The 20,243-nt window shown below is 59.7% G+C and carries 16 protein-coding genes and 1 pseudogene; 7 read left to right on the top strand and 10 right to left on the bottom strand.

Annotated elements, in window-relative coordinates:
• Positions 1 to 1,259 precede the first annotated feature (1,259 nt).
• A complete protein-coding gene (locus ACTG2G_RS14360) occupies positions 1,260 to 1,982 on the top strand; it encodes an SDR family oxidoreductase (protein ID WP_236301626.1) in 723 nt (240 codons plus the stop codon).
• A gap of 141 nt (positions 1,983 to 2,123) precedes the next feature.
• On the opposite strand, the gene ACTG2G_RS14355 is transcribed toward ACTG2G_RS14360, so the two are convergent.
• From ACTG2G_RS14355 to ACTG2G_RS14345, 3 genes are all read right to left on the bottom strand, one after another.
• The gene (locus ACTG2G_RS14355; protein WP_439985561.1) at positions 2,124 to 3,971 is read right to left on the bottom strand and encodes a diguanylate cyclase; all 1,848 of its coding nucleotides are present in this window, start codon (positions 3,969 to 3,971) and stop codon (positions 2,124 to 2,126) included.
• 225 nt (positions 3,972 to 4,196) lie between these two features.
• Positions 4,197 to 5,651 (bottom strand): ATPase RavA stimulator ViaA, encoded by a 1,455-nt coding sequence (gene viaA / locus ACTG2G_RS14350; RefSeq protein ID WP_216952886.1) that lies wholly within the window; start codon positions 5,649 to 5,651, stop codon positions 4,197 to 4,199.
• A gap of 9 nt (positions 5,652 to 5,660) precedes the next feature.
• A complete protein-coding gene (locus ACTG2G_RS14345; RefSeq protein ID WP_266134770.1) occupies positions 5,661 to 7,274 on the bottom strand; it encodes an ATPase RavA domain-containing protein in 1,614 nt (537 codons plus the stop codon).
• Between the two features lie 313 nt (positions 7,275 to 7,587).
• Here ACTG2G_RS14345 and ACTG2G_RS14340 point away from each other — a divergent pair, with 313 nt between their 5' ends.
• Together ACTG2G_RS14340 and rimI are read left to right on the top strand one after the other, a co-directional pair.
• Positions 7,588 to 8,022 (top strand): DNA polymerase III subunit psi, encoded by a 435-nt coding sequence (locus ACTG2G_RS14340; protein WP_439985560.1) that lies wholly within the window; start codon positions 7,588 to 7,590, stop codon positions 8,020 to 8,022.
• 102 nt (positions 8,023 to 8,124) lie between these two features.
• On the top strand, positions 8,125 to 8,574 hold the full coding sequence (gene rimI / locus ACTG2G_RS14335) for a ribosomal protein S18-alanine N-acetyltransferase (RefSeq protein ID WP_439985559.1): 450 nt from the start codon (positions 8,125 to 8,127) through the stop codon (positions 8,572 to 8,574).
• A gap of 7 nt (positions 8,575 to 8,581) precedes the next feature.
• Here rimI and ACTG2G_RS14330 read toward each other — a convergent pair whose 3' ends face one another.
• Positions 8,582 to 9,082, bottom strand: coding sequence for a hypothetical protein (locus ACTG2G_RS14330; protein WP_406596058.1), 501 nt, complete (start codon positions 9,080 to 9,082; stop codon positions 8,582 to 8,584).
• Positions 9,083 to 9,309: 227 nt separating this feature from the next.
• On the opposite strand from ACTG2G_RS14330, the pseudogene ACTG2G_RS14325 reads away from it, so the two are divergent.
• Positions 9,310 to 11,099, top strand: a pseudogene (locus ACTG2G_RS14325) (AMP-dependent synthetase/ligase).
• 97 nt (positions 11,100 to 11,196) lie between these two features.
• Here the strand turns inward: ACTG2G_RS14325 and gshA are convergent.
• From gshA to ACTG2G_RS14305, 4 genes are all read right to left on the bottom strand, one after another.
• Positions 11,197 to 12,795 (bottom strand): glutamate--cysteine ligase, encoded by a 1,599-nt coding sequence (gene gshA / locus ACTG2G_RS14320; RefSeq protein ID WP_064338786.1) that lies wholly within the window; start codon positions 12,793 to 12,795, stop codon positions 11,197 to 11,199.
• A gap of 61 nt (positions 12,796 to 12,856) precedes the next feature.
• Positions 12,857 to 15,670 (bottom strand): M16 family metallopeptidase, encoded by a 2,814-nt coding sequence (locus ACTG2G_RS14315; RefSeq protein WP_439985558.1) that lies wholly within the window; start codon positions 15,668 to 15,670, stop codon positions 12,857 to 12,859.
• 27 nt (positions 15,671 to 15,697) lie between these two features.
• Positions 15,698 to 16,135, bottom strand: coding sequence for a YqaA family protein (locus ACTG2G_RS14310; protein WP_139462233.1), 438 nt, complete (start codon positions 16,133 to 16,135; stop codon positions 15,698 to 15,700).
• Positions 16,136 to 16,214: 79 nt separating this feature from the next.
• Positions 16,215 to 17,192, bottom strand: a complete 978-nt coding sequence (locus ACTG2G_RS14305) for an NADP-dependent oxidoreductase (RefSeq protein WP_421202896.1) — start codon at positions 17,190 to 17,192, stop codon at positions 16,215 to 16,217.
• 56 nt (positions 17,193 to 17,248) lie between these two features.
• Between ACTG2G_RS14305 and ACTG2G_RS14300 the strand changes: the two genes are divergently transcribed.
• Positions 17,249 to 17,416, top strand: coding sequence for a hypothetical protein (locus tag ACTG2G_RS14300; RefSeq protein ID WP_005308905.1), 168 nt, complete (start codon positions 17,249 to 17,251; stop codon positions 17,414 to 17,416).
• A 54-nt stretch (positions 17,417 to 17,470) separates the two neighbouring features.
• On the opposite strand, the gene ACTG2G_RS14295 is transcribed toward ACTG2G_RS14300, so the two are convergent.
• Positions 17,471 to 18,481, bottom strand: a complete 1,011-nt coding sequence (locus ACTG2G_RS14295) for a Preprotein translocase subunit SecY (protein WP_421202897.1) — start codon at positions 18,479 to 18,481, stop codon at positions 17,471 to 17,473.
• A gap of 255 nt (positions 18,482 to 18,736) precedes the next feature.
• Here ACTG2G_RS14295 and ACTG2G_RS14290 point away from each other — a divergent pair, with 255 nt between their 5' ends.
• Positions 18,737 to 19,033, top strand: coding sequence for a hypothetical protein (locus tag ACTG2G_RS14290; protein ID WP_202003097.1), 297 nt, complete (start codon positions 18,737 to 18,739; stop codon positions 19,031 to 19,033).
• 19 nt (positions 19,034 to 19,052) lie between these two features.
• Complete coding sequence (locus ACTG2G_RS14285) at positions 19,053 to 19,403, top strand: hypothetical protein (RefSeq protein WP_042053367.1); 351 nt, start codon at positions 19,053 to 19,055, stop codon at positions 19,401 to 19,403.
• 49 nt (positions 19,404 to 19,452) lie between these two features.
• Here the strand turns inward: ACTG2G_RS14285 and ACTG2G_RS14280 are convergent, their stop codons facing one another.
• Entirely contained in the window at positions 19,453 to 20,193 is a 741-nt protein-coding gene (locus ACTG2G_RS14280; protein ID WP_439985557.1) for a ferredoxin--NADP reductase, read from the bottom strand.
• Between the last annotated feature and the right edge of the window lie 50 nt (positions 20,194 to 20,243).

Here is a 20,243-nt window from a genome sequence, read left to right as displayed (position 1 = left end):
GCTATCTTAGCCTAAGTTGGTGTACATATTAACTATATTGTTGGCACAAGCCGGCGTTTCAAAGCGTTAGTCCAAGCTCCAACAGAAAAACTAAGCTACGCTATCTATTCCTAATTCTTCTCATACTCCTCCAAGTCTTCAATGTGCCACAGCTTGTTTCGTGTATTTCGGTTGATACGAGGTTGCGGCAAGCTGCCATCTTTTATTCTTCGCCAGAGCGTCGTATAGCTAATGTGGTAACGAGCCATAACTTCGTAAGACGTTAGAAAAGGGGTTACTTGGTGCGCTACTGCTGTCATCTGCATTCTCCTGAAAATCAATGTAAAGCTATCATCGCCTGATTCATCACTTGTTGATGGTCAGAAAGATGCATGATTTGTTCAGAAGATCAGGCCCATACAAATGAACTTTTAGGACAGCAAGAAAGCAACCGGTAACCAACTCAACCGGCAAACAATTAGAGATAATCGCGAACGTCTTACCATCATTTCTCGATTTTTGGCATAAAAAATATAGGCAAGTTTTGGCTAAAACCCAGTAGGAACAAGGCCTACAGCTAGGTTTGTGTCATGGAATTTGGCTAAAAACGGTAAATATGGCGATTTGTACTCAAGTTTGTACACATTTTCCGAGGTTACGCTTGAACATCATTGAAAAGCAAAGAAACGAGAAAAAGACAAAAAGCCTTTAAATTCAGTACGTAGAGATGTGATTGTGGTGTGCAATGAAAGGTGGTTTTAAGCGTTGAAAGGCTGGGCGGCATCAGGGTGCGAAATGATCGCAAAAGTGCGTCTCTTGGAGACTTCACTCAGAAATTCAGCTGACATAATTCAACGTTCTTCTATTGAGCGGTGGCATCAGCCACCGTGGGAATAAATCCGGAATGCCGCTCACGGCACATGTATACGCAACGAAAGCCACGCCAGCTGGCGTGTTGCCAACCTGGTGGAGAGAGGGAGGAGGGTTGCGTTACATGGGTCTTCTCGCCTGAGTCAAAGCAAAATTGCGCGACATTATACCCGCGCGAGTGAAAAATACCCAGCCTGACAAGAGATGATAATTTGGCCGCTCATCCGTTCCACAGGTTCCAACTGAACAGAAAATCAAACACCCCGAATCGGATGGCAGCATCCGGACTACGTGGTGTTGGCCTCCTCCCCATGCCAGCAACAACCACTCTTGATAAATTTTCATACTTGGACTTTCCCTATCCAGCTACAAATATGTAAATCGTATCTACATAATGGAGAGGTCATTACATGAAACATTCCACCCTGCACAATCAACAGATCGTCATTATCGGTGGTACCTCGGGTCTTGGCCTGGCCACCGCCCAGCAAGCGATCGAGCAAGGCGCCAAGGTCATTATCGGCGGTTCCAGCCGTGAGCAACTTGACACAGCACTGGCTGAACTGGGCCCAAGTGCCAGTGGCCATCAACTGGATATTCTCGACGTCGACTCCGTCAATCACTTTTTCAACCAGCTGGATTCGCTGGATCATCTCGTCATTACCGCCGCCGTCATGCGACCAGGCAGCTTTCTCACCGCAGCCATCGAGGATTTGAAAATCAACATGGACAGCCGCTTCTGGGGAAGTGTTCATGCGATCCGCGCCGCAGCACCCAAACTGTCCGAACGCGGCTCCATCGTGCTCACCTCCGGGATGGTGACGCGCCGTCCACAACTAGGTAAGGCACTCCCTGCCGTTGCAGCTGGCGCGGTTGAAACGCTGGCTCACAGTCTGGTTACCGAGCTGACCCCCCGTCGGATCAACGTCATCAACCCGGGCCCCATGCGCACGCCAATGCTGCTTAAAGCACTAGGCAATGACCCACAAAAAGTGGCAGCCGTGGCGCAAAGCCTGCCGTTGAAGCGCTTGGGAGAGGGAGAGGATTATGCGCAGGCCGCGCTGTTCCTGATGAGCAACAACAACATGAATGGTGAAGTGCTTCACCTCAATGGTGGGAGCGCCTGGGCATAACGCCCTTCTGACGGTCTTCTGCGCTCGCGCTTGCCAATCTGTCATCGCAGGCAAGAACGAGCGCAGGGGACGAGCATCATCGCCGTATCAGTGTGCTCCCCAATATCGATGACACCCTGGTGAGTGACAACACCCAGCCCGTCACTCGTCTGTCTCCACCCGGTTGCGCCCCGCCTCTTTCGCACGATACAGCGCATTGTCAGCACGCTGGATCAAGGCCGCCAGATCCTGATCATCGTCTCGCAGAGAGGCACATCCGATACTGATGGTTACCGGGTACGACATGCCGGGCAGCGCCCGGTTGGCGACCGAGTGACGGATCCGCTCAGCCACCCGGCACGCCTCTTCAAGGCTGGTATCCGGCAGCAGGATCAAGAACTCCTCTCCGCCGGTACGCCCCAACTGATCTTGGTGCCGCAGCTGACGATCTGCCGCCCGAGAGACCCATTGCAGCACCCTGTCTCCTTGATGATGTCCCAGGGTATCGTTGATCCGCTTGAAGTGATCGATATCGAACACCAGCAGACAAAATGGCATGCCCTGCCTGCGAGCCTGCGCCAACATATCGCTGCCCTGCCGCAGCACCCGACGGCGGTTGTTGATGCCGGTCAGCTCATCGGTAAAGGCCAGACGACGCATCCGACGGTTGCGATCAAGCAGCCACCCCATCGTCAGCAGTGCCAGTACCCCGCAGAGCACCATCACCACCAGCAGCCAGAAGCGACGCTCCTTGACCTGCTCCAGCTCCTGCTGCTGCAGTTTCTGCTCGACTCGCAGTCGCTCGTTCTCCCCCTCCTGACGTGCCAGCTCGAACTCGCCGCGAACCCAGGCCGTGCTCTGTTCCCGTAACAGCTGATCGAGCCGCTGCTCCTGCACCAGATGCTCCCGCAATGCGGCGAGCGCCGCCGGATAGTCGCCTTGCAACTCGAGCGCCCGACTGCGTACCCAGTAGAGCTCGAGCAAAAAGCGCACGTGCCCTTCCACCTTCAAAATCGGCTCAATCTTCTCAAGCGCACGCAAGGCTGGCGCCGGTTCCTGCTGTTCGACTCTCAACCTCGCCCGCACCAGCTCGAGATGCGCATGGAGGATGGGATCAACATCGGGAGAGAGCACCTTCGAAGCTTGTGCCAGCAAACGTCCGGCATCAGCGGGGCGATCCAGCCCGAGCAGAGCCTCGGCCTGCATCACCATGCGTTCGGCATGCTCAATCAGATATTGAGGCTGATTATAAAAGGCCGCACTGCGTTCAAGCTCGCCCAGCGCATCCTGATAACGCCCGGTCTGCAGATAGACCATCGCCAGTTGATCACTGAGCCTTGCCGAGCCAAATCCATCGTGGCTCCTGGCAAAATGCTCGCTCAACCGGTTGAGGGTGGAGAGCGCTTCGGCATAGAGGCCCATACGACGAAATGTGGCTGCAATCTCGAGCTGCGCCTGGTGATACCAGGTGGGCAACCCCAGCTGCTCATAGATATTGTGCGCCTTGGTGAGATCCATCAGCCCCTGGCCTGAGACCCCCTGAAAAGACAGCATGGCCCCCCGGCGGGCCAGCGCCAGCGCCTCCAGCTTCGGCACGGCGGCCTCTCTTGCCAGCCGCAGCCCCTCATCGTAATCGTGACGAGCCTTCGCTACCTCGCCGAGCAGCTGATTGAACCAGCCGCGGCAAATCGTCAGCTCCGCCACGGCGGCGTCATCACCCTGCTCGCGCGCAATGGCCAGCATCCGCTCCGCATTGGCGATGGCGGTACGGGACTCCTGCATGTCATCGGCCGATTGGGCCCAGCAAGCCAGACGACTGATCCGCATCTGCTGCGACGGCGGATAGGCGTTGCCGTCCCGCTGCAAACGGGCAACGCGTTCCCGCAACAACTCGATCGGCTGGTAGACCCGCTCCATCCCTCCCAGTTCATTTTCCAACTGCTCGGGGGACAAGGGTTTGGCTGCCAGCCCGAACGCCGCCAGCAACAGCAGCAAGGCAAGTCGGCTCATACACACTCCGGATCAATGGGAAAGATCATCGGGCAAGCCGATGCCGGAAAATCACCATCTTTCCCCTGTAACAATGGTTGTAAAGGCTATCACCCGGACAGAGAGCCCGAATGGCAGGCTAGTCACATTTTACTGCGATATCATCGTGTTGGAATGAAAGCGGGGACGCACAGCGAAAAAGAGGGGCGGGATAACAACTCAAGAGGGGTTGCCCCCTCCCGGTCACTAGTGATGCTGCCAGCGCCGCAGCAGCCGGCCGCGCAGACCGCAATCGAGCAGCCAGCTGTTGTCAAAGACCCGCAACAGTGCCGGTTTGGCGTGCCGGGACATGGCCACTGCGTGAAAGCGGGTCTGGCGCTGGCGATAGCGGTTCATCTGCTCGAGCAGGGCATGGGGCAGACTCTGAGCGATAAAGTCCGAAATAACCAGCACATCTGCCTTGGCAAAAGCGGGCTCATCGAGTTTGACCAGCGCCTTCTCCAGACAAGGCACCAGATCGGTACCACCGTGAAAGCTCATGGAGAGGAAGCGCTCCGCCTTGTCCAGTCCGGTATCGGCGGTGATCTCAAGGGTCGCCACCTCGGTAGAGAAGAGCATCAGGTAGCAGCCGCGCTTCTCATCCATCGCCACCTTGAGCAGCGCAAGAAAGAGTGCCTTGGCACACTCCTCGGGATAGCCCCCCATGGAGCCGGAGGTATCGACACAGACGATAAAGGGGCCCCGCTGCTGCAACTGCTGCCCCCCCTGCTCCGGGGTGCGCAGCATGATGCGCTGGCGCGGCAAGGTGCCGCGTGACTGGTAACTGAGCAGGCGCCGCTCCAGATAGCGGCGGTAGAACTCCAGCTCCAGCTCCGGCAGCCCCAGCATCACCGCCTCGCTTGGCAGTAGCCGCATCAGGTCGCTCGCCTGGTGGATGCCCACCAGGTCGTCCGGCACATCGTCGCTGGGGGCGGGCTCCAGCTCCAGCACCTGAACCGGTGGCACCGGCTGCTCCTGCGCCCGGCGATCCCGCTCGCTGCGCCCGAGAAGAGCGGCAATCTCCGCCAGCAAGGGCTCGCGCTGCAACATACGGGCGTATTGCTTGACCAGCACCAGACTGCGTTTGTGCCAGTGCCCCTGCGCCAGATCCCAAAGACCACCGGCTGAGATCTGGTTCGGATCGAGGGCATCGGCCAGGGTGCGGCTCGCCAGCAGCTGATCTTCAATCTCCTGACGCTGCTTCTCCCGCTCCGCCTCGGCAATCTGCTGCTGCAGTTGCAGCAGGCTCCCCACCAGACTGGCACGCCACTTGTCGATAAAGAGCTGGCGCAGCCCCTCGGTGGGGTGAGCCATCAGCTGGCGAACCAGCGAACGGGCCTCACCGGCAAAGGGGCTGTAGTGATCCAGCGACTCCAGCAGGGCGGGCAGGCGACCAATCAGCTCGGTCATCGGCAACTGCCGGTGCGCCTGATAGAGCAGGTACTCCTGCTCCAGCGCCACCGGCACCGGCTTGTGACGGATCTCCTCGCCAAGCTGCTCACCCCAGCTCTGCAGGCGCTTTTTCAGCAGCTTGCCCTGCAGCGGGGAGCGCTTGATGAACTCGGAGATCTTGGGCGACGCAGCAAGCAAAAGTGCCACCTCCCCTGCCAGCTCCCCTTCACCGATCAGGAGCCCCAGATCCAGCATGCCAATCTCAAGCATGAGCGCTCCTTACTCGTCCAGCCTTGGCAACCGCTCGCGCCACTGTGTCAGCTCGCCGCGCAGCAGTTCAAGATCCCGGCTCAGCACGAAGAAGCTGTCCTCCACCTGTTGCAGCCAGCGCTGGGCAATAAAGAGGTGCTGCCGATGACGATCGAACAGAGTACGCTGCTGTTTAAGCTCCAGTACCACCTTGCCAACCTGGGCAAGCAGCTCATCAAGCGCTTGCAGCCAGGGCTCCAGCACCACCTCGGGGATGGCGTTGCGCTCCATCAATACCAGCGGGATCTGCTGGCGCTGGATATCGAGCACCTGCAGGCGCAGCTCATCGTCAAGTACCAGCTCGTAGTGTCCCTCTTTCGGGTTGCCATATTGATAACCCACCAGCGCCTCGCCGGTCGGATGCCAATGGGAAAGCAGGGTACGATCGAACACCAGGGTGCTGGTGAGACGCTCGGGATCGCTGCCATCCAGCGGTGCCGGGGTGAGCAGATGGAAGTGCACCTGCTTGCCAAAGGGTCTGGCGTTGGCGAGCGGGATCTCGATCCCCCTCGCCCGTCGGCCAAACCACTGCTTGCGCTTGCGCGCCTTGCAGCAGAGACGTTGTGCCACGCCCTGTTTGAGCTGTTTGAATTGATCCCGCAGGGCAAGCAGCTGGCGGGTCAAGGCCAGTTGCTGATAACCGTAGAGACGGGAGAACTCGGTCATCATCTCCAGCAGGGCGGTGCGGGACTCCTCGTCATGCCAGAGACAATCCTTGAACAGCAGCAGATCTACCGGTGCGACCTCATCGCGGCCATTGAAGAAGGCGCTCGCCTTGATGAGCCGTACCGCCTTCTTCCAGCGGCGATCCGACACATAACAGCGATGGGCCAGCTGGCTGTCTAGCTGCTGGCGCAGCTGATAGATAAGTTCGAAACAGGCATCCGGCAGGCGCACCTGCTCAATCTGGCTCTGCCACTGCTCGTACTCATCCCCCCGGATCTGCAGGGATTCCGGCAGATTCTGGTGGGCGTGACCGTCGCTGGCCAGCATGGATTGAAAGTTGGCTTTCTCCTGCACCCGGTCCATCCAGATCCGCACCAGCATCCGGTCGTAGAGCGCTTCCAGCCCGCTGTCCGGCGCCGGCAGCTCGTTGGAGGCGGTCACCAGCAGCCGCATGGGGATGGGATGCTGGCTATCACCATTGCGGAACTGCCGTTCGTTGATGGCGGTGAGCAGGGTGTTGAGAATGGCGGGACCCGCCTTCCAGATCTCGTCGAGGAACACCACCTCAGCCTCCGGCAGATAGCCGGCAGTGAGGCGCAGGTATTTGCCATCCTCTTTCAGCGCCTGAATGGAGAGGGGGCCAAATACCTCCTCCGGTGTGCTGAAACGGGTCATCAGATATTCAAAGTGGCGGGCGTCGTGAAAGGCCAGCTTGAGGCGACGGGCAATCAGACTCTTGGCGATACCGGGTGGCCCCAGCAAGAAGACACTCTCGCCACTGAGGGCTGCCAGCAGACCGAGGCGCAGGGCATCCTGCCGTTCATAAAGCCCCTCACCGAGGGCGGCCAGCAGCCGGGGCAGGCGCTCCTGGATGGGAATAAGACGCGCAGGGTTCTGGGCTTGAGCTAAAGACGACATAGAGAGTGTTCCGAAGCTGGGATGATGTTAGCCCCAAGGCGCGATATCCATTTGCTCGACCTTGGGTTTTGTCTTGTTATGATGTTTATTCTGGTATCTCTTGCCGCACAATACCCGCCTCTGGCAGGAAAAAACGCAAAGGCAGTGCGATACCGTATCGGCAGCGTGCTGCGCCCATGCATAGCCAGTGTCGTGATGGCACCATGCCCGCATGCGCCAGATGATGCGTTGCAAAGGGTGCAGCAAAAGCGGTTCGAGTGTACCCTGCGCAACACAATTTTCCCCAATGCAGATCAAGAGTGAGTCGCCCCAGATGCAAGATCCCGTTCGTCAGAGCATGTTGGCCCGCATGGGCATTAAAAGCTGGCAACTGCGTCGTCCGGCATTACTGGGTGCAGATCTCGTACCCGAGCTTGCGCAAGATGCCGTGCAGCCCGACCAGACAGCACCGGCCACCCGCGCTCCGCTGCCCAGCGGCAAACTCTGGTTGCTGGCGCCTCAGCTGCCTGCCACCACGCTGCTGGCGGATATCTGCCAGCTGCTCGGCATGACCCCCGACGAGGTCTTACTGCTCAGCGAGCTGCCGCCTGCCGATCTGCAAACGGCGGATGCCTCACCGCTGCTCTGGCTGACGGAGGCCAACCCGGAACGACCCGATGCGTTGATCTGTCCGCTGGCCCCCAGTGCCGCACAAAAGCGCGCCCTGTGGCAACAACTACGCCGACACCTGGCGAACAGTACGGCATGATCATGCCTTCAACGCCCTCTTGGAAGCCGCTCTTTTTACCTGATTTTACAAAAGTCGTCTTTGCCAACCCCGACATCCTCCACCCAGTCACCCGGAGTCAACATGCCTGAGTTTCGTCCCCTGCTCGAAGCCGATTTCGACCTTGTCTATCCCATAGAGCAGGCCGCCCACAAGGAGCCCTGGAGCCAGGCCAACCTGCTATCCTGCTTCGGTCCTCGCTATCTCAACGACTTGATGCTGGTCGATGGTCGCCCGGCCGGCTTCTATATCTCGGATCTGGTGGCCGGAGACAGCTCGCTGATGAATATCTGTGTCCACCCCGAATTTCAGGGCAAGGGGTTGGGACGGACACTGCTGCAAGCCTACCTGACTCGCAGCAAACAAGCCGGGGCAGAGGCCTGGTTTCTCGAGGTGCGGGCAGGCAACCAGACCGCCATCAACCTCTACGAGAGCGCCGGCTTTGCCGAGTATTGCCGCCGCGCCGACTACTACGGCATCGGCAATGATCGGGAAGATGCGGTACTGATGTCCCGCCTGTTCGACTTCAGCTGATCCCGCCTCAATCGAGGGGGGCATTGTCCATCGCCGGATCCTGCAAGGAGAGAGTGGTGTGAACCACCGCCTCGAATCCGGCGGCGGAAAGCGGCATATAGAAGCCCCGCAGCCAGGTTTTCCCCGGCATCCAGATCTGCTGTATATCCACCACTATCTTGATCGGTTTGAGGGGTTGACCCGGCTGCTGGATATAGATGCCGGGCGGTGTGGCCACCTTGGGAAAACGGCGCAGGATCTGTTCACTACCATCCCCCTTGCCCGGATTGAGCCGCACCTTGACCAATCGGCTCAACGGCACTCTCATCTCTTCACTGCGCCAGAAGCGTTCGTTCAATGCCTTGCAGCGACGGCACTTGGGGGTCTCCAGCACATAGAGCAGCGGATAGCCCAGCGCCAATGCCTGCTGTTGGGCCTGCTGGTATCCCTCCGCCCCTTCATACCAGGGATTCGCAGGCTGCTGTGTCTTGCCCAGAAAGTACCAGGCCGCCCCGCCCCCCACCATCATGAGCCCGATCACGGCCAATGCCCCTTTCATCCATAGATTCATATCGTTAACTCTCCCTTTGCTCCTTTGCAGTATCGGCCACTCTGCACAAAGGAAGAGCTATTTGCACTCTTTGTGATCCAAGACAAACAGCGAACACTTGTAAGCTGTAATCTTGGAGTTTAAACTCTAGCCCGATTTTTAGTGCCCTCGCGGGCGTACAACTGTAATTAAAGGATGTTTAACTGATGCCGAAGCTTCATCTGGTTCGACTGATGCGTGAACGTATTGCCCAGCTTGGCAACAAGGCTGCCCTGCGGGTTCAGCAAGATGGCCAGTGGCGCGCCATCGGCTGGCGTACTCTGGGCCAGGCCATGGACTACTGCGCACAGGCGCTGATCCGTGCCGGCCACCAGCCAACCGAAATGGTCGGCATCTATGCCCGCAACATGCCGGAGTGGACCCAGGCCGATCTCGGCATCCTTGCCGCCCGCGGCGTCAGCGTCCCTATCTACCCCACCAGCACGCTCGATCAGCTGCGCTACATCGTCAAAGATGCCGGCATCAAGGTGCTGTTCGTTGGCGAACAACCTCAGTTCGATCAGGCGCTGCAACTGATTGAAAGCGGCGAGATCCGCCAGCTCATCGCCCTCGACGGCAGCGTCAACTTGCGCGGCTGCGAGCAGGCGAGCCACTTCCAGACATTTCTGGTCTCCGGCAACCATCAGCCCAGCGAGCAGGAACTGCGAGTACGGGAAACCCAGTACCGGATGGATGATCTGCTGACCCTGATCTACACCTCCGGCACCACCGGCGAGCCCAAGGGGGTCATGCTCGACTTCAGCAACATCGCCGCCTGTTTCGAGATGCACAACAGCCGCCTCGACCTGAACGAGCAGGATGTGTCGCTCTGCATGCTGCCGCTCAGCCACGTGTTCGAGCGGGCATGGAGCTACTACGTGCTCTATTGCGGCGCCGAGAACGTCTATATCCGCGATCCGCAGAAGGTGATGGATGTGATTGGCGAGGTGCAGCCGACCGTGATGTGCGCCGTGCCGCGCCTCTACGAGAAGGCCTACGCCATGATCCAGGCCAAAGTCGCTCAGGCTCCGGCTCTGCGCCGCGCCCTGTTTGGCTGGGCGACCAAGGTCGGCAAGCAGATGGTTGCCACCCGTCAGGCGGGCAAGTCCGCCTCCCCCTGCTCTACGGCCAGCTCTGGCTCGCCGAGCGACTGGTGTTTCGCAAGCTGCGCGCCCGTTTTGGCGGTCGTACCCGCTTCCTGCCGGTGGCGGGCGCCCGTCTGGCCGACGATGTGAACCTCTTCTTCCAGGCGATGGGGCTCAATCTCAAGTACGGCTACGGCATGACCGAGACCACCGCCACCGTCTGCTGCTACGAGGATAGCCAGTTCAAGTTGGGCTCCATCGGCACGGCACTGAACGGCATCGAGGTGAAGCTGGGTGAGAACAACGAACTGCTGGTGCGCTCCCCCACCGTAATGCGCGGCTACTACAACAAGCCGGAAGCGACCGCCGAGGTGATGACCGAGGATGGCTTCCTGCGTACTGGCGATGCCGGTGAGCTCGACAGCCAGGGCAATATCTACTTCACCGAACGTCTCAAGGAGCTGATGAAGACCTCCAACGGCAAGTACGTAGCACCGCAACTGGTGGAAGGGACCATCGGCAAGGATCGCTTTATCGAGCAGATCGCCATCGTCGCCGATGCCCGTCACTTCGTCTCGGCGCTGATCGTGCCCTGCTTCGAGTCGCTTGAGGAGTACGCCCGCTCCATCAACCTGCAGTACCAGTGCAAGACCGAGCTGCTGCGCCACTCCCGGGTGATGGAGTTCTTCGAAGCCCGCATCGCCGACTTGCAAAAAGAGCTGGCCAAGTTCGAGCAGGTGAAGAAGTTCACCCTGCTGCCGAGCGCCTTCTCCATGGAGCTGGGTGAACTGACTCCCACCATGAAGCTGCGCCGCAAGATCATCGAGGCCAAGTACCAGAGTGAAATCGAGGCCATGTATAACCATGTCTGAGTACAACCACGTCTGATATCGCTCAGGTTCAGAGAAATAAAAAAGCCGCTCACTCGAGCGGCTTTTTGTTGGCACTTTGGTTGGTACGAACCCGCCTTCAGGCCGGGGTCTTACTGGTCCCGAAGTAGTCGGCCAGGAAGTCATCGAACGACAGGCTGTCGCTGCGCTCGCGTTCGCGCTGCTTGGCCAAGGAATCCTTCGCCTCACCGGCAAAGTAGGCTTCATCCCAGTACTGCAGCTCCCCTGCCAGCAGCTCCTCGCGATAGCGGGTCGCCAGCTTGTCGCCATAGCAGCCGTTGTCTTTGCCGCTCTCCAGCAGCTCCTTGAGCATGCGGGCGGAGTAGGTGAGCTCGGGGTTGAGCAGCTTCTCGCGATGCATCGCCAGCGTCTCGCGATAGCGGTTGCGGCCGCAGCAGCGATCCAGCAAGTCGGCCACCTGAGCCAGCTCGTCGAACAGTTTGAGGCCGTACTCTTTCAGGCCAATGGCATTGCCCTGCTCATCTTCAAGCGTCAGGCCGGGACGACGTCCTTCCAGCACCACCTTGTTCTGGTTGCGGCGGTTGCGGGCAATCTCCTCGTCACTCAGCACCGGAGAGGGGCGCAGCAGGCACCAGACCAGGAACAGATCGAAGAAGCGGATCTGGTCGGCATCGATACCGAGCGGGGTGAAGGGATTGACGTCCACGGTGCGCAGCTCGATGTATTCGATGCCGCGCTGATCCAGCGCATCCGAGGGCTTCTCGCCGCTGCGCGGGGTACGCTTGGGGCGGATTGGGGCGTAGAGCTCATTCTCCAGCTGCAACACGTTGTCGTTGAGCTGACGATACTCCCCATCCACCTTGACCCCAATCTTGGCAAAGTCGGGATTGTGGGTGTTGATGGCGCGGCGCAGACTGCTGACATAGGCTGGCAGATTGTCGTGGCTGATCTTGAGCCCAGCCTGGGCGCTGTTGGTATAGCCGAGATCGGAGAGACGCAGCGCGGTGGCGTAAGGCAGATAGAGGGTACCCTTGCCGGTCTTCTCGAACGGCAGGTTGCTCTTGCGCCCTTTGAGGAAGGATTCGCAGATGGCCGGGGAGGCGCCGAACAGATAGGGCACCAGCCAGCCGAATCGGTAGACGTTGCGAATAAGCCCCATGTACTTGTCGGAGATAAAGCGCTGGCTGCAACACCCTTCGCACACCAGATCCTGCCACTCGCTCCAGAAGCTGTCGGGCATGGAGAAGTTGAAGTGCACCCCAGCGATAACCTGCATCAGGCTGCCGTAACGGTTCTTCAAGCCCTGACGGTAGAGGGTCTTCATTTTGCCGATGTTGGAGCTGCCGTACTGGGCCAGCCGGATGCTCTCTTCCCCGCCGACGAAGCAGGGCATGGAGAGCGGCCAAATCCGCTCGTCACCCAGATGCTGAATCACATGGTGATGGATGTCGCCGAGCTGCTCCATCAGGCTGTCGATGGAGTCGGTGGCCGGGGTGATGAACTCCAGCAGGCTCTCCGAGTAGTCGGTGGTGATATTGGGATGGGTCAGGGCCGAGCCCAGCGCCCGGGGATGGTCACTCTGGGCGAGTCGGCCATCCGGCGTGATGCGCAGGCATTCACGTTCGATCCCGCGCCGGATCCCCTTGAGCGCGGTCAGGCGCTCCGGTGATCCCAACGCATTCAGCAACTCGGTGAGCGACAAGCTTGTTGTAGTCATATTCACGGCTCATGTGAGGCCGCCCCATCCGGGGCGGCTCTTGATTTTTATAAAGCGTCAGTTACGGCAACTGCAGCGGATAGATGGGAAGATGAAGCTCCTTCAGGGGTTTTTCAAGCTTTTGCTTGTCTCCCACCACCACGATCACCATGTCGGCCGGATTGAGCCAACGGGCGGCACTGGCCTTCAGCGCCTCGGGCGACACCGTTTTGATCAGGTTGTTCTGGGCCTGCACATAGTCCGGTTTCAGGTCATACATCACCATCTGCAGCAGGAAGCCCGCCTTCTGGCCCAAGGTCTCGTAAGAGAGGGCATCCTGCTGGGAGACAGCGCTGCGCATATAGGCCAGCTCCACCGGGGTCGGGCCGATCTTGCGGTAGTTGTCCATCTCCTTGAGGAACTGGCGGATGGCATCGACGGTGGCATCGGCCCGCACATTGGCGCCGGTGGCGAAGGTGCCCACCTCGCGGTTGGCGGAGAAACCCGAGCTGGCGCCGTAGGTGTAGCCCTTGTCTTCCCGCAGGTTGAGGTTGATGCGGCTGTTGAAGTTGCCACCCAAGTTGAAGTTCATCAGCCCGGCGGTGAAGTAATCCCCCGTGGTATCGAACGGCATGGCGCGACGACCGATGCGGATCACCGACTGGGGCGCCCCCGGCTTGTCGACCAGATAGATACCCGGCTTGGCCTGCTCCCCCTTGAGCTTGAGATCCCCCAGAGTCGGCGTCGCCCCCTTCCACTCGGTCAGGAAGCCAAGTTGCTCCTCGATCTGCTTCTGGTCCACATCACCGACCACCACCACTTTGGCGTTGGTGGGGTTGTAGTAGGCCTGATAGAAGTGCTTCACGTCCGCCAGGGTCAGCTTGGCCACATCAGCCGCTACCCCGTCGGTAGGTTGACCGAGGCGGTTCTGCTTGCCGTAGACCAGCTCTCGGAACGCCTGCCCGGCCAGCCACTCGGGCTGCTGCTGGGCCTGTTGCATCCCTTGCAGCAGCTGCGCCTTGACCCGCTCGAAGTCAGCCTCCCGCATGCCCGGGCGCTCCAATACCTCGCGCACCAGCGCCAGAGTCTGGGGCAACTTGTCGGCCAGCGAGCTGACGGTGATGAGGTTGTTGTACTGGGCGCTGGAGACATCGATGGAAGATCCCAGCTTTTGCAGCTCGTCGCTCAGCTGAGCCTCGGTCAGGCGCACCGTGCCCTGTCCCATCATGGCGGCGGTCAGATTGGCCAGCCCAAGCTGTCCTTTATCTTCGGCACGAATACCACCCGGCAGGGCGATCATGATGGAGACCGCGGGGATCTCGTCACTCTTGGTGCCAATAATCTCGATGTTCTTGTCGAGCTTGCCGTGCCAGATGGCGGGCACCTTGACGCTCACCGCCTCGCTCGCCTTGGGCTGCACGCTGCGATCGAAATTGTCTTTAACCGGTCGTTCGGCCAGCGCCTCGTCATGCTTGCTGTAATCCGGCAGATCGCGCTTGGCGGGGGTAAAGTTCGGGGTGGCAACCTGCCACTCTGTCTTGCCCTTGGGCACCACGCTCAGCACCACCGCAGGCTTGCCGGCGATGAACTTGTCGTAGGCGGCCTTCACCTGCTCCGGTGTCACCTTGCCGATGGCATCCAGCGTCTTGAACACATAGTTGGGATCCTGGGCAAACACCTGACCCATGGCGAGCTGGCTCACCTTGCCAGAGACGCTATCCAGACCCCAGATGGCGGAGGCTCGATATTTGGCGATCGCCTTCTCCAGATCTTCCGGTTTGAGGCCGCGCTGGGCGAACTCGCCGATCACCTTGTCCACCTCCCCCTTGAGGGTCTTGAGGCTGCCATCCTGCGACGGATTGGGGTAGGCGTAGACGGTCAGAGTACAGGCCAGCTCTTCGCAGTAGTGGGACGCCCCCACATCGATCGCCTTGCCGGTTTTCACCAGCGACTGGTAGAGCATGGAGCTGGCGGCGCCGCCCAGCACGTCGGCAAACATGTCGAGCGCCGGCTCCTGCGGATCGCCAAGGGAGACGGTGGGATAGCTGATATAGAGCAGCGGCAGGTGCACCTTGTCCTGCAGCGTCACGTAGCGGGTCTCGGGCAGGGTCACCGGCTTTGGCGTCGGCTCGGCCACGTCCGGGCCGCGCGGGATGGAGCCAAAGTACTTCTCGATCCACGCGAGGGCCTGCTTGCTGTCAAAGTCGCCGCCCAGAGTCAGGGTGGCGTTGTTGGGGCCATACCAGCGCAGGAAGAACTGCTTGAGGTCGTTCACATCGACCCGGTCGAGATCTTCCACGTAACCGATGGGCTGCCAGGAGTAGGGGTGAGTACGCGGATAGAGCGCCTCCCCCACCTTCTCGCTCACCAGCCCGTACGGCTGGTTGTCGACCCGCTGGGCCCGCTCGTTCTTGACGGTAGCGCGCTGAATCTCGAACTTCTTCTGGCTCACCGCATCGAGCAGGAAGCCCATCCGATCTGCCTCCAGCCAGAGCACTTTTTCCAGCTGGTTGGCCGGCACAGTCTCGTAGTAGTTGGTGCGATCCTTGTTGGTGGTGCCATTCATGTCACCACCGGCCTCGTTGATGATCCGCATATGCTCCTGATCACCGACGTGTTTCGAGCCCTGGAACATCATGTGCTCGAAGAAGTGGGCGAAACCGGACTTGCCGACCGTCTCGCGGGATGAGCCGACGTGATAGGTCACATCGAGGTGCACCAGCGGATCGGAGCGATCGGGGGCCAGGATCACGGTCAGGCCGTTGTCCAGCTTGTACATTTGGTAGGGGATGGCGAGCTTGCCCTCCTCCTTGCCCTGTTCGGCGATCAGGGTCGGTGCCGCCAGCACCGGCAGGGTGAAACCCAGCAGAATCGTTAAAGGTATGACTTTGTTCACGGTAACCTCGTGAGTGACAAAAACAGGCTAGAAAATGTGACTGGCCAGCAGAAAAACCAGGGCATAACGGAACAATTTGCCGAGCCCGATCAGAATGAGAGAGCGCCAGAAGGAGAGGCGCAGCCAACCGGCCAACAGACAGAGACCATCACCGACCACCGGCGTCCAGGCAAGCAGCAGACACCAGTGACCATGTTGTTTGAGCCAGCCTAAGGCTTTTTGTTCCCCACGGCCTTGAAAATCTTCCGGTTTTTTCTTGAAGGTGGCGAGCCAGCCAAGCCACCAGGTGGTCATGGATCCGAGGGTATTGCCCAGCGTCGCCCACAGCAGCAGGCTCGCCATGCTCCACTCCCCCTTGGCCGCCATGGCCCCCAGCAGCACTTCCGAGCTGCCGGGCAACAGAGTGGCTGAGGTAAAGGCGCTCAAAAAGAGCCACCCCAGCCCCATCTGCATCAACTCATTCATGATGCGCTTCCCCACCACAGAGGCAAGGACGCGAGGCACGCAGCAACAACCACACCATGTGCCATCGCCATCATCCCGCTCATGCAGGATAACCATCGGCGGCGGGAATGCGCAGCAGCAGCTTGCCGCGTACATGGCCACCCTCGATGCGCTGATGAGCCAGCGCCCCTTCGCTCAGGGCAAATTCACCGGCGATGGCAATCTTTACTTCGCCCTGCCGCAGCAGCATCAACATCTGGCTCAACTGCTTCTGGTCGGGGTGCACCAGCATGCCGACCACCTCGATACCGGCAGCCGCGCCGGCATCCTTGATAAGCTGGGCAGTGATGGTGGGCACAGTCACCAGCCGGCCACCCGGCTTGACGCAGGCAAGCGCCGCCTTGCCGCTCTCGCCACCCACCAGATCCAGCACCAGATCGACCTGACCGGCCTCTGCCACCACCTGTGCGGGCCAGTTCGTATCGTGGTAATCCACCATCCAGCGCGCCCCCTGAGCGTGCAGGAAACCATGGTTGTCGGGGCTGGCGGTGGCCACCACCTCGGCGCCATAAGCGCTGGCAAACTGCACCGCCAGATGGCCGACCCCACCGGCACCGGCGAGGATCAAGACCCGCTGACCGCTCTGGAGGCCGCCGTGCTCAAGCAGCCCCTGCCAGGCGGTGAGACCGGCCAGTGGCAGCGCCGCACCCTGCTGCAGGCTCACTCCGTCGAGCTTGACCAGCTCGCCTTCGCTTGCCACCACAGACTCCCCGTAGCCACCGGCAGCGAGGGGAAAACCGACCATGCCGCACACCAGATCCCCCTCAACCAGCGAGGTCACGCCGGGGCCTATCTTCTCCACCACGCCGGAGATGTCATAACCCGGTGTCCAGGGCAGCTTGTCCTTGTTCTGGGCCGCCGCCCAGCCAAGACCGGCGCGGGTTTTGGCATCGATGGGATTGACCCCCGCAAAGCAGATGCGCACCCGCACTTCACCATCGGCTGGCACCTTATCGAGGGAAGGGTTGAGCTTGAGTACCGAGGGGTCACCGAATGCGGTAATCTGTAGTTGCGTCATTGCACAATCCATCCTGTTGATTGATCAAGGGTCAACAGAATAACAGCGAGGACACCATGGCTCGAATGTTTCTTATTCCTCTGTTGCTGGCACTGGGGTGGTGGGCGTTTCTACTCTACTTCCGCATCCCGCTCAAACAGGGGGCCAAGGGGTTTTACTGGATCATCGGCATCGGTGGCGGACTGGCCGCCTTCCTCAGCCTGATGATGGTGCTGACTCACTGAGTGCTATCGCCACTCGATAACGAAAAAGGCCACCGCGTTCCGGTGGCCTTCTCACTATCCGGCTTGCTGCTCCAGCGCCGGATTTAGGTAGTAGTGGCGATTGCTCCCCTGCCCCAGCACCCCTTGCGACAGCAGATGGTGGAACACCCGATCCACCTCCTCCAGCGAGAGTGACAACGCCTGCGCCACCGAGCGCTTGCTGCACTTGAGCTCACCACTCATCAGCGCTCCGCGCACCTGCTCCAGCACTTCGGGGGCGGGCTCGGGGGGCATGATGGGCTCGGGCTGTGCCGCCATCGCCAACGCTTCCTGCGCCTCTCTGCGAGCTTGGTCCTGCTGCCCACGCCACATCCGGCGAAAGCGGTTCTCCTCGCCGATCAGACTGACGAAAAAGGCACCGAACACGTCGAGCAGCACCGAGAGGAAGCAGACCAGCAGGAACTGCACCTGACTGATGCTCATCCCCACCCCGTCCGCCAAACTGCTCATCAGCCCCAGCATGGAGGATTGTTCGTTGACCGGCTTGGCATCGCGCTGCTGGCGCAGCTCATCCTGCTGCAAGCGCAGCTTGGTGTTGGCATGCTGCAACGAGGAGACGCCGCTGGAGATGCGCTCCAGCTCGATATATTTGCGGGCCGCCTCCTCGTTGAGCTGGATCTGCCGCTCGATGCTGGCGATCTGCTCGTCGAAACGGGCAAGCTCCCGCTCGTGGCGCGCCTGCTGGCTCAGTACCGTGTTGGTGGCACTGTTGATGCCACCAATACTGCCGCCGATGGAGATGGCCGCCAGCACGCTGTAAAACAGCAACGACCAGAAAGCGCCACTCAAATCCCGCCGCGCCTTACGCTCGCCGTACTCGTACCAGACGTAAAACTTGCCCAGCTCAAAGATGATGGCCAAGCCGCCGAACAGCCACTTCATCAGCGGGTTGTCATCGATGGAGAGGAACAGCAGCAGGGAGAAGATAATGGAAGCCAGAATGGCCAACCCGGTGAAACTGTATACCGTCGTCAGAGCAAACCACCCCTTGGGGTAGCGCAATGTGGAGGAGTCCTGTGTGGTCATGATGAAGGGGTGTGCTGTGCAGGAAAAGTTGGCTGCCGATTATAGTCTCCAGACTCGCCCAGAGAAGGGCAAATGACTGAATTCCTTCAGATTGGCAATCAGCTGCCCAGAGTGCGACCAAAACGGACAAATCGGCAGCAGAAAAGCGATACAATCCCTCCCTGACTTGATCATGTGGTGAGATGGGGAACAGTTCCGCCCGGGTTCAGCTCCGGTCTGTACACTCATCCACCGTTGCAATTATCCGAGGCCATCATGAACAGTAAGACCACTTTGCTACTATCCCTTCTTCTGGTTACCGGCAACGCCGCAGCGACCCAGCAATATCAAGAGAGCAGTGGCTCCGAATTCTCCGTCGATGAGCTTAAATTCAATCTGGACTGGGATGACAAGCAGTTCGGCTGGACCCAGAACGACTGCCTCACTCTGGATATCGGGGAGACCTCCTCCGTCGACTGCAAGGCGGTCAAATTCAATCTGGAAGATGAAGAGAATCGCAACCAGCCACCGAAAACCAACCAGGTCCCTGCCAACTCGCAGAGCGACCAGTAACAACAGGAGTACCCTTGCGATGACCCAAGCTAAACACAACCCCGTTATCCGGCGCGGCGCCCTGCTGCTTTCCCTGCTCATGGCGCACGGCATCGCGGTTGCGGCACCGCCAAGCAAAAATAGCGATGGCATCAAGATCTCCGGTGATGACATCAAGATCAATCTCGACTGGGATGACAAAGAGTACGACTGGTGGCAGGACAACTGTCTGGATCTTGGCATTGGCGACAGCCGGATCAAACTCAACTGCGACAAGATGGATGGCAAGTACCGGGATCACTACAACCGCAGCATCCACAGCGGCAATAACCCCGGGCAAGGTCACGACAAACAGAAGGATAAAAACAAGGGTAACGGCAAGAAGAACTGAACTCCCTCTCCTGATGCAGCAGGGGCCTGGCGCCCCTGTGCTGATTGTTTTACCAATAATTCTCCGCACTGATATTGCCCGGCGCCCGCCGCAGATTCTTGGCCAACCCCAGCGCCAGCAAGGTCTGCTGGGTCTCTTTCACCATCTCCGGATTGCCGCAGATCAGCACTTGGCTCAGCTCGGGTGAGAACACCAACCCCACTCGAGCCTGCAGTTGACCATTGGCGATAGCCGCCGGGATCCGCCCTGCCATTGCATCAGGCCAGGGCTCGCGGCTGACAAAGGGGACATAGCAAAAACGCGCGCCATATTGCTCGGCAAAGCTGGCGATCAAATCCTGATAGCTCAGCTCTTCGCCTTTGCGCACCCCGTGCACCAGCACCAGATTCTCGAAACGGTTGAAGGCTTCCCCATCTGCCAGCATGGAGAGGAAGGGGCCGATGGCAGTGCCGGTCGAGAGCAGCCAGAGATCGCGCCCGGCGGGCACCTCATCCAGCGTCAGGAAGCCGGTGGCCTGGGATTGCACCAGCAATGTATCGCCCGCTTGCAGCAAGCCAAGGGACGGAGTCAGCTCACCGCTCGGGATCTCGACCAGATAGAACTCGTGGTATGGCGCAGAGGGGGGATTGACAAAGGAGTAGGCGCGCTGAATGTGGCGATCGCCCTGCTCGAGGGCCAGCTTGGTGAATTGGCCTGCCTTGTAGGGGACCAGCTCGGCTGCTACCCGCAGGGAAAACAGGGTGGGTGTCCATTCGATGCGTTCGATGACGCGACCTTCTACCCAAGCCATAAGGATCTCCTCCAGTGGAACAGACCTTCACTCTACCCCCGGGCCGGAAA

This window comes from Aeromonas sp. 55A (genome assembly GCF_051919665.1).
Lineage (GTDB): Bacteria > Pseudomonadota > Gammaproteobacteria > Enterobacterales > Aeromonadaceae > Aeromonas > Aeromonas veronii.
Note: the sequence above shows the minus strand (reverse complement) of the source record. Positions and strands in the feature narration are given on the sequence as shown.

Excerpts from the sequence above, each read along its gene's own strand:
- ACTG2G_RS14290 (WP_202003097.1), top strand. The coding sequence starts at position 18,737 with ATGAACAGTAAGACCACTTTGCTACTATCCCTTCTTCTGGTTACCGGC.
- ACTG2G_RS14295 (WP_421202897.1), bottom strand. The coding sequence starts at position 18,481 with ATGACCACACAGGACTCCTCCACATTGCGCTACCCCAAGGGGTGGTTT.
- ACTG2G_RS14330 (WP_406596058.1), bottom strand. The coding sequence starts at position 9,082 with ATGATGGTGGGGGGCGGGGCGGCCTGGTACTTTCTGGGCAAGACACAG.
- ACTG2G_RS14340 (WP_439985560.1), top strand. The coding sequence starts at position 7,588 with ATGCAAGATCCCGTTCGTCAGAGCATGTTGGCCCGCATGGGCATTAAA.
- viaA (WP_216952886.1), bottom strand. The coding sequence starts at position 5,651 with ATGCTTGAGATTGGCATGCTGGATCTGGGGCTCCTGATCGGTGAAGGG.
- ACTG2G_RS14345 (WP_266134770.1), bottom strand. The coding sequence starts at position 7,274 with ATGTCGTCTTTAGCTCAAGCCCAGAACCCTGCGCGTCTTATTCCCATC.
- ACTG2G_RS14300 (WP_005308905.1), top strand. The coding sequence starts at position 17,249 with ATGGCTCGAATGTTTCTTATTCCTCTGTTGCTGGCACTGGGGTGGTGG.
- gshA (WP_064338786.1), bottom strand. The coding sequence starts at position 12,795 with ATGACTACAACAAGCTTGTCGCTCACCGAGTTGCTGAATGCGTTGGGA.
- ACTG2G_RS14305 (WP_421202896.1), bottom strand. The coding sequence starts at position 17,192 with ATGACGCAACTACAGATTACCGCATTCGGTGACCCCTCGGTACTCAAG.
- ACTG2G_RS14360 (WP_236301626.1), top strand. The coding sequence starts at position 1,260 with ATGAAACATTCCACCCTGCACAATCAACAGATCGTCATTATCGGTGGT.
- ACTG2G_RS14285 (WP_042053367.1), top strand. The coding sequence starts at position 19,053 with ATGACCCAAGCTAAACACAACCCCGTTATCCGGCGCGGCGCCCTGCTG.
- rimI (WP_439985559.1), top strand. The coding sequence starts at position 8,125 with ATGCCTGAGTTTCGTCCCCTGCTCGAAGCCGATTTCGACCTTGTCTAT.
- ACTG2G_RS14355 (WP_439985561.1), bottom strand. The coding sequence starts at position 3,971 with ATGAGCCGACTTGCCTTGCTGCTGTTGCTGGCGGCGTTCGGGCTGGCA.
- ACTG2G_RS14280 (WP_439985557.1), bottom strand. The coding sequence starts at position 20,193 with ATGGCTTGGGTAGAAGGTCGCGTCATCGAACGCATCGAATGGACACCC.
- ACTG2G_RS14310 (WP_139462233.1), bottom strand. The coding sequence starts at position 16,135 with ATGAATGAGTTGATGCAGATGGGGCTGGGGTGGCTCTTTTTGAGCGCC.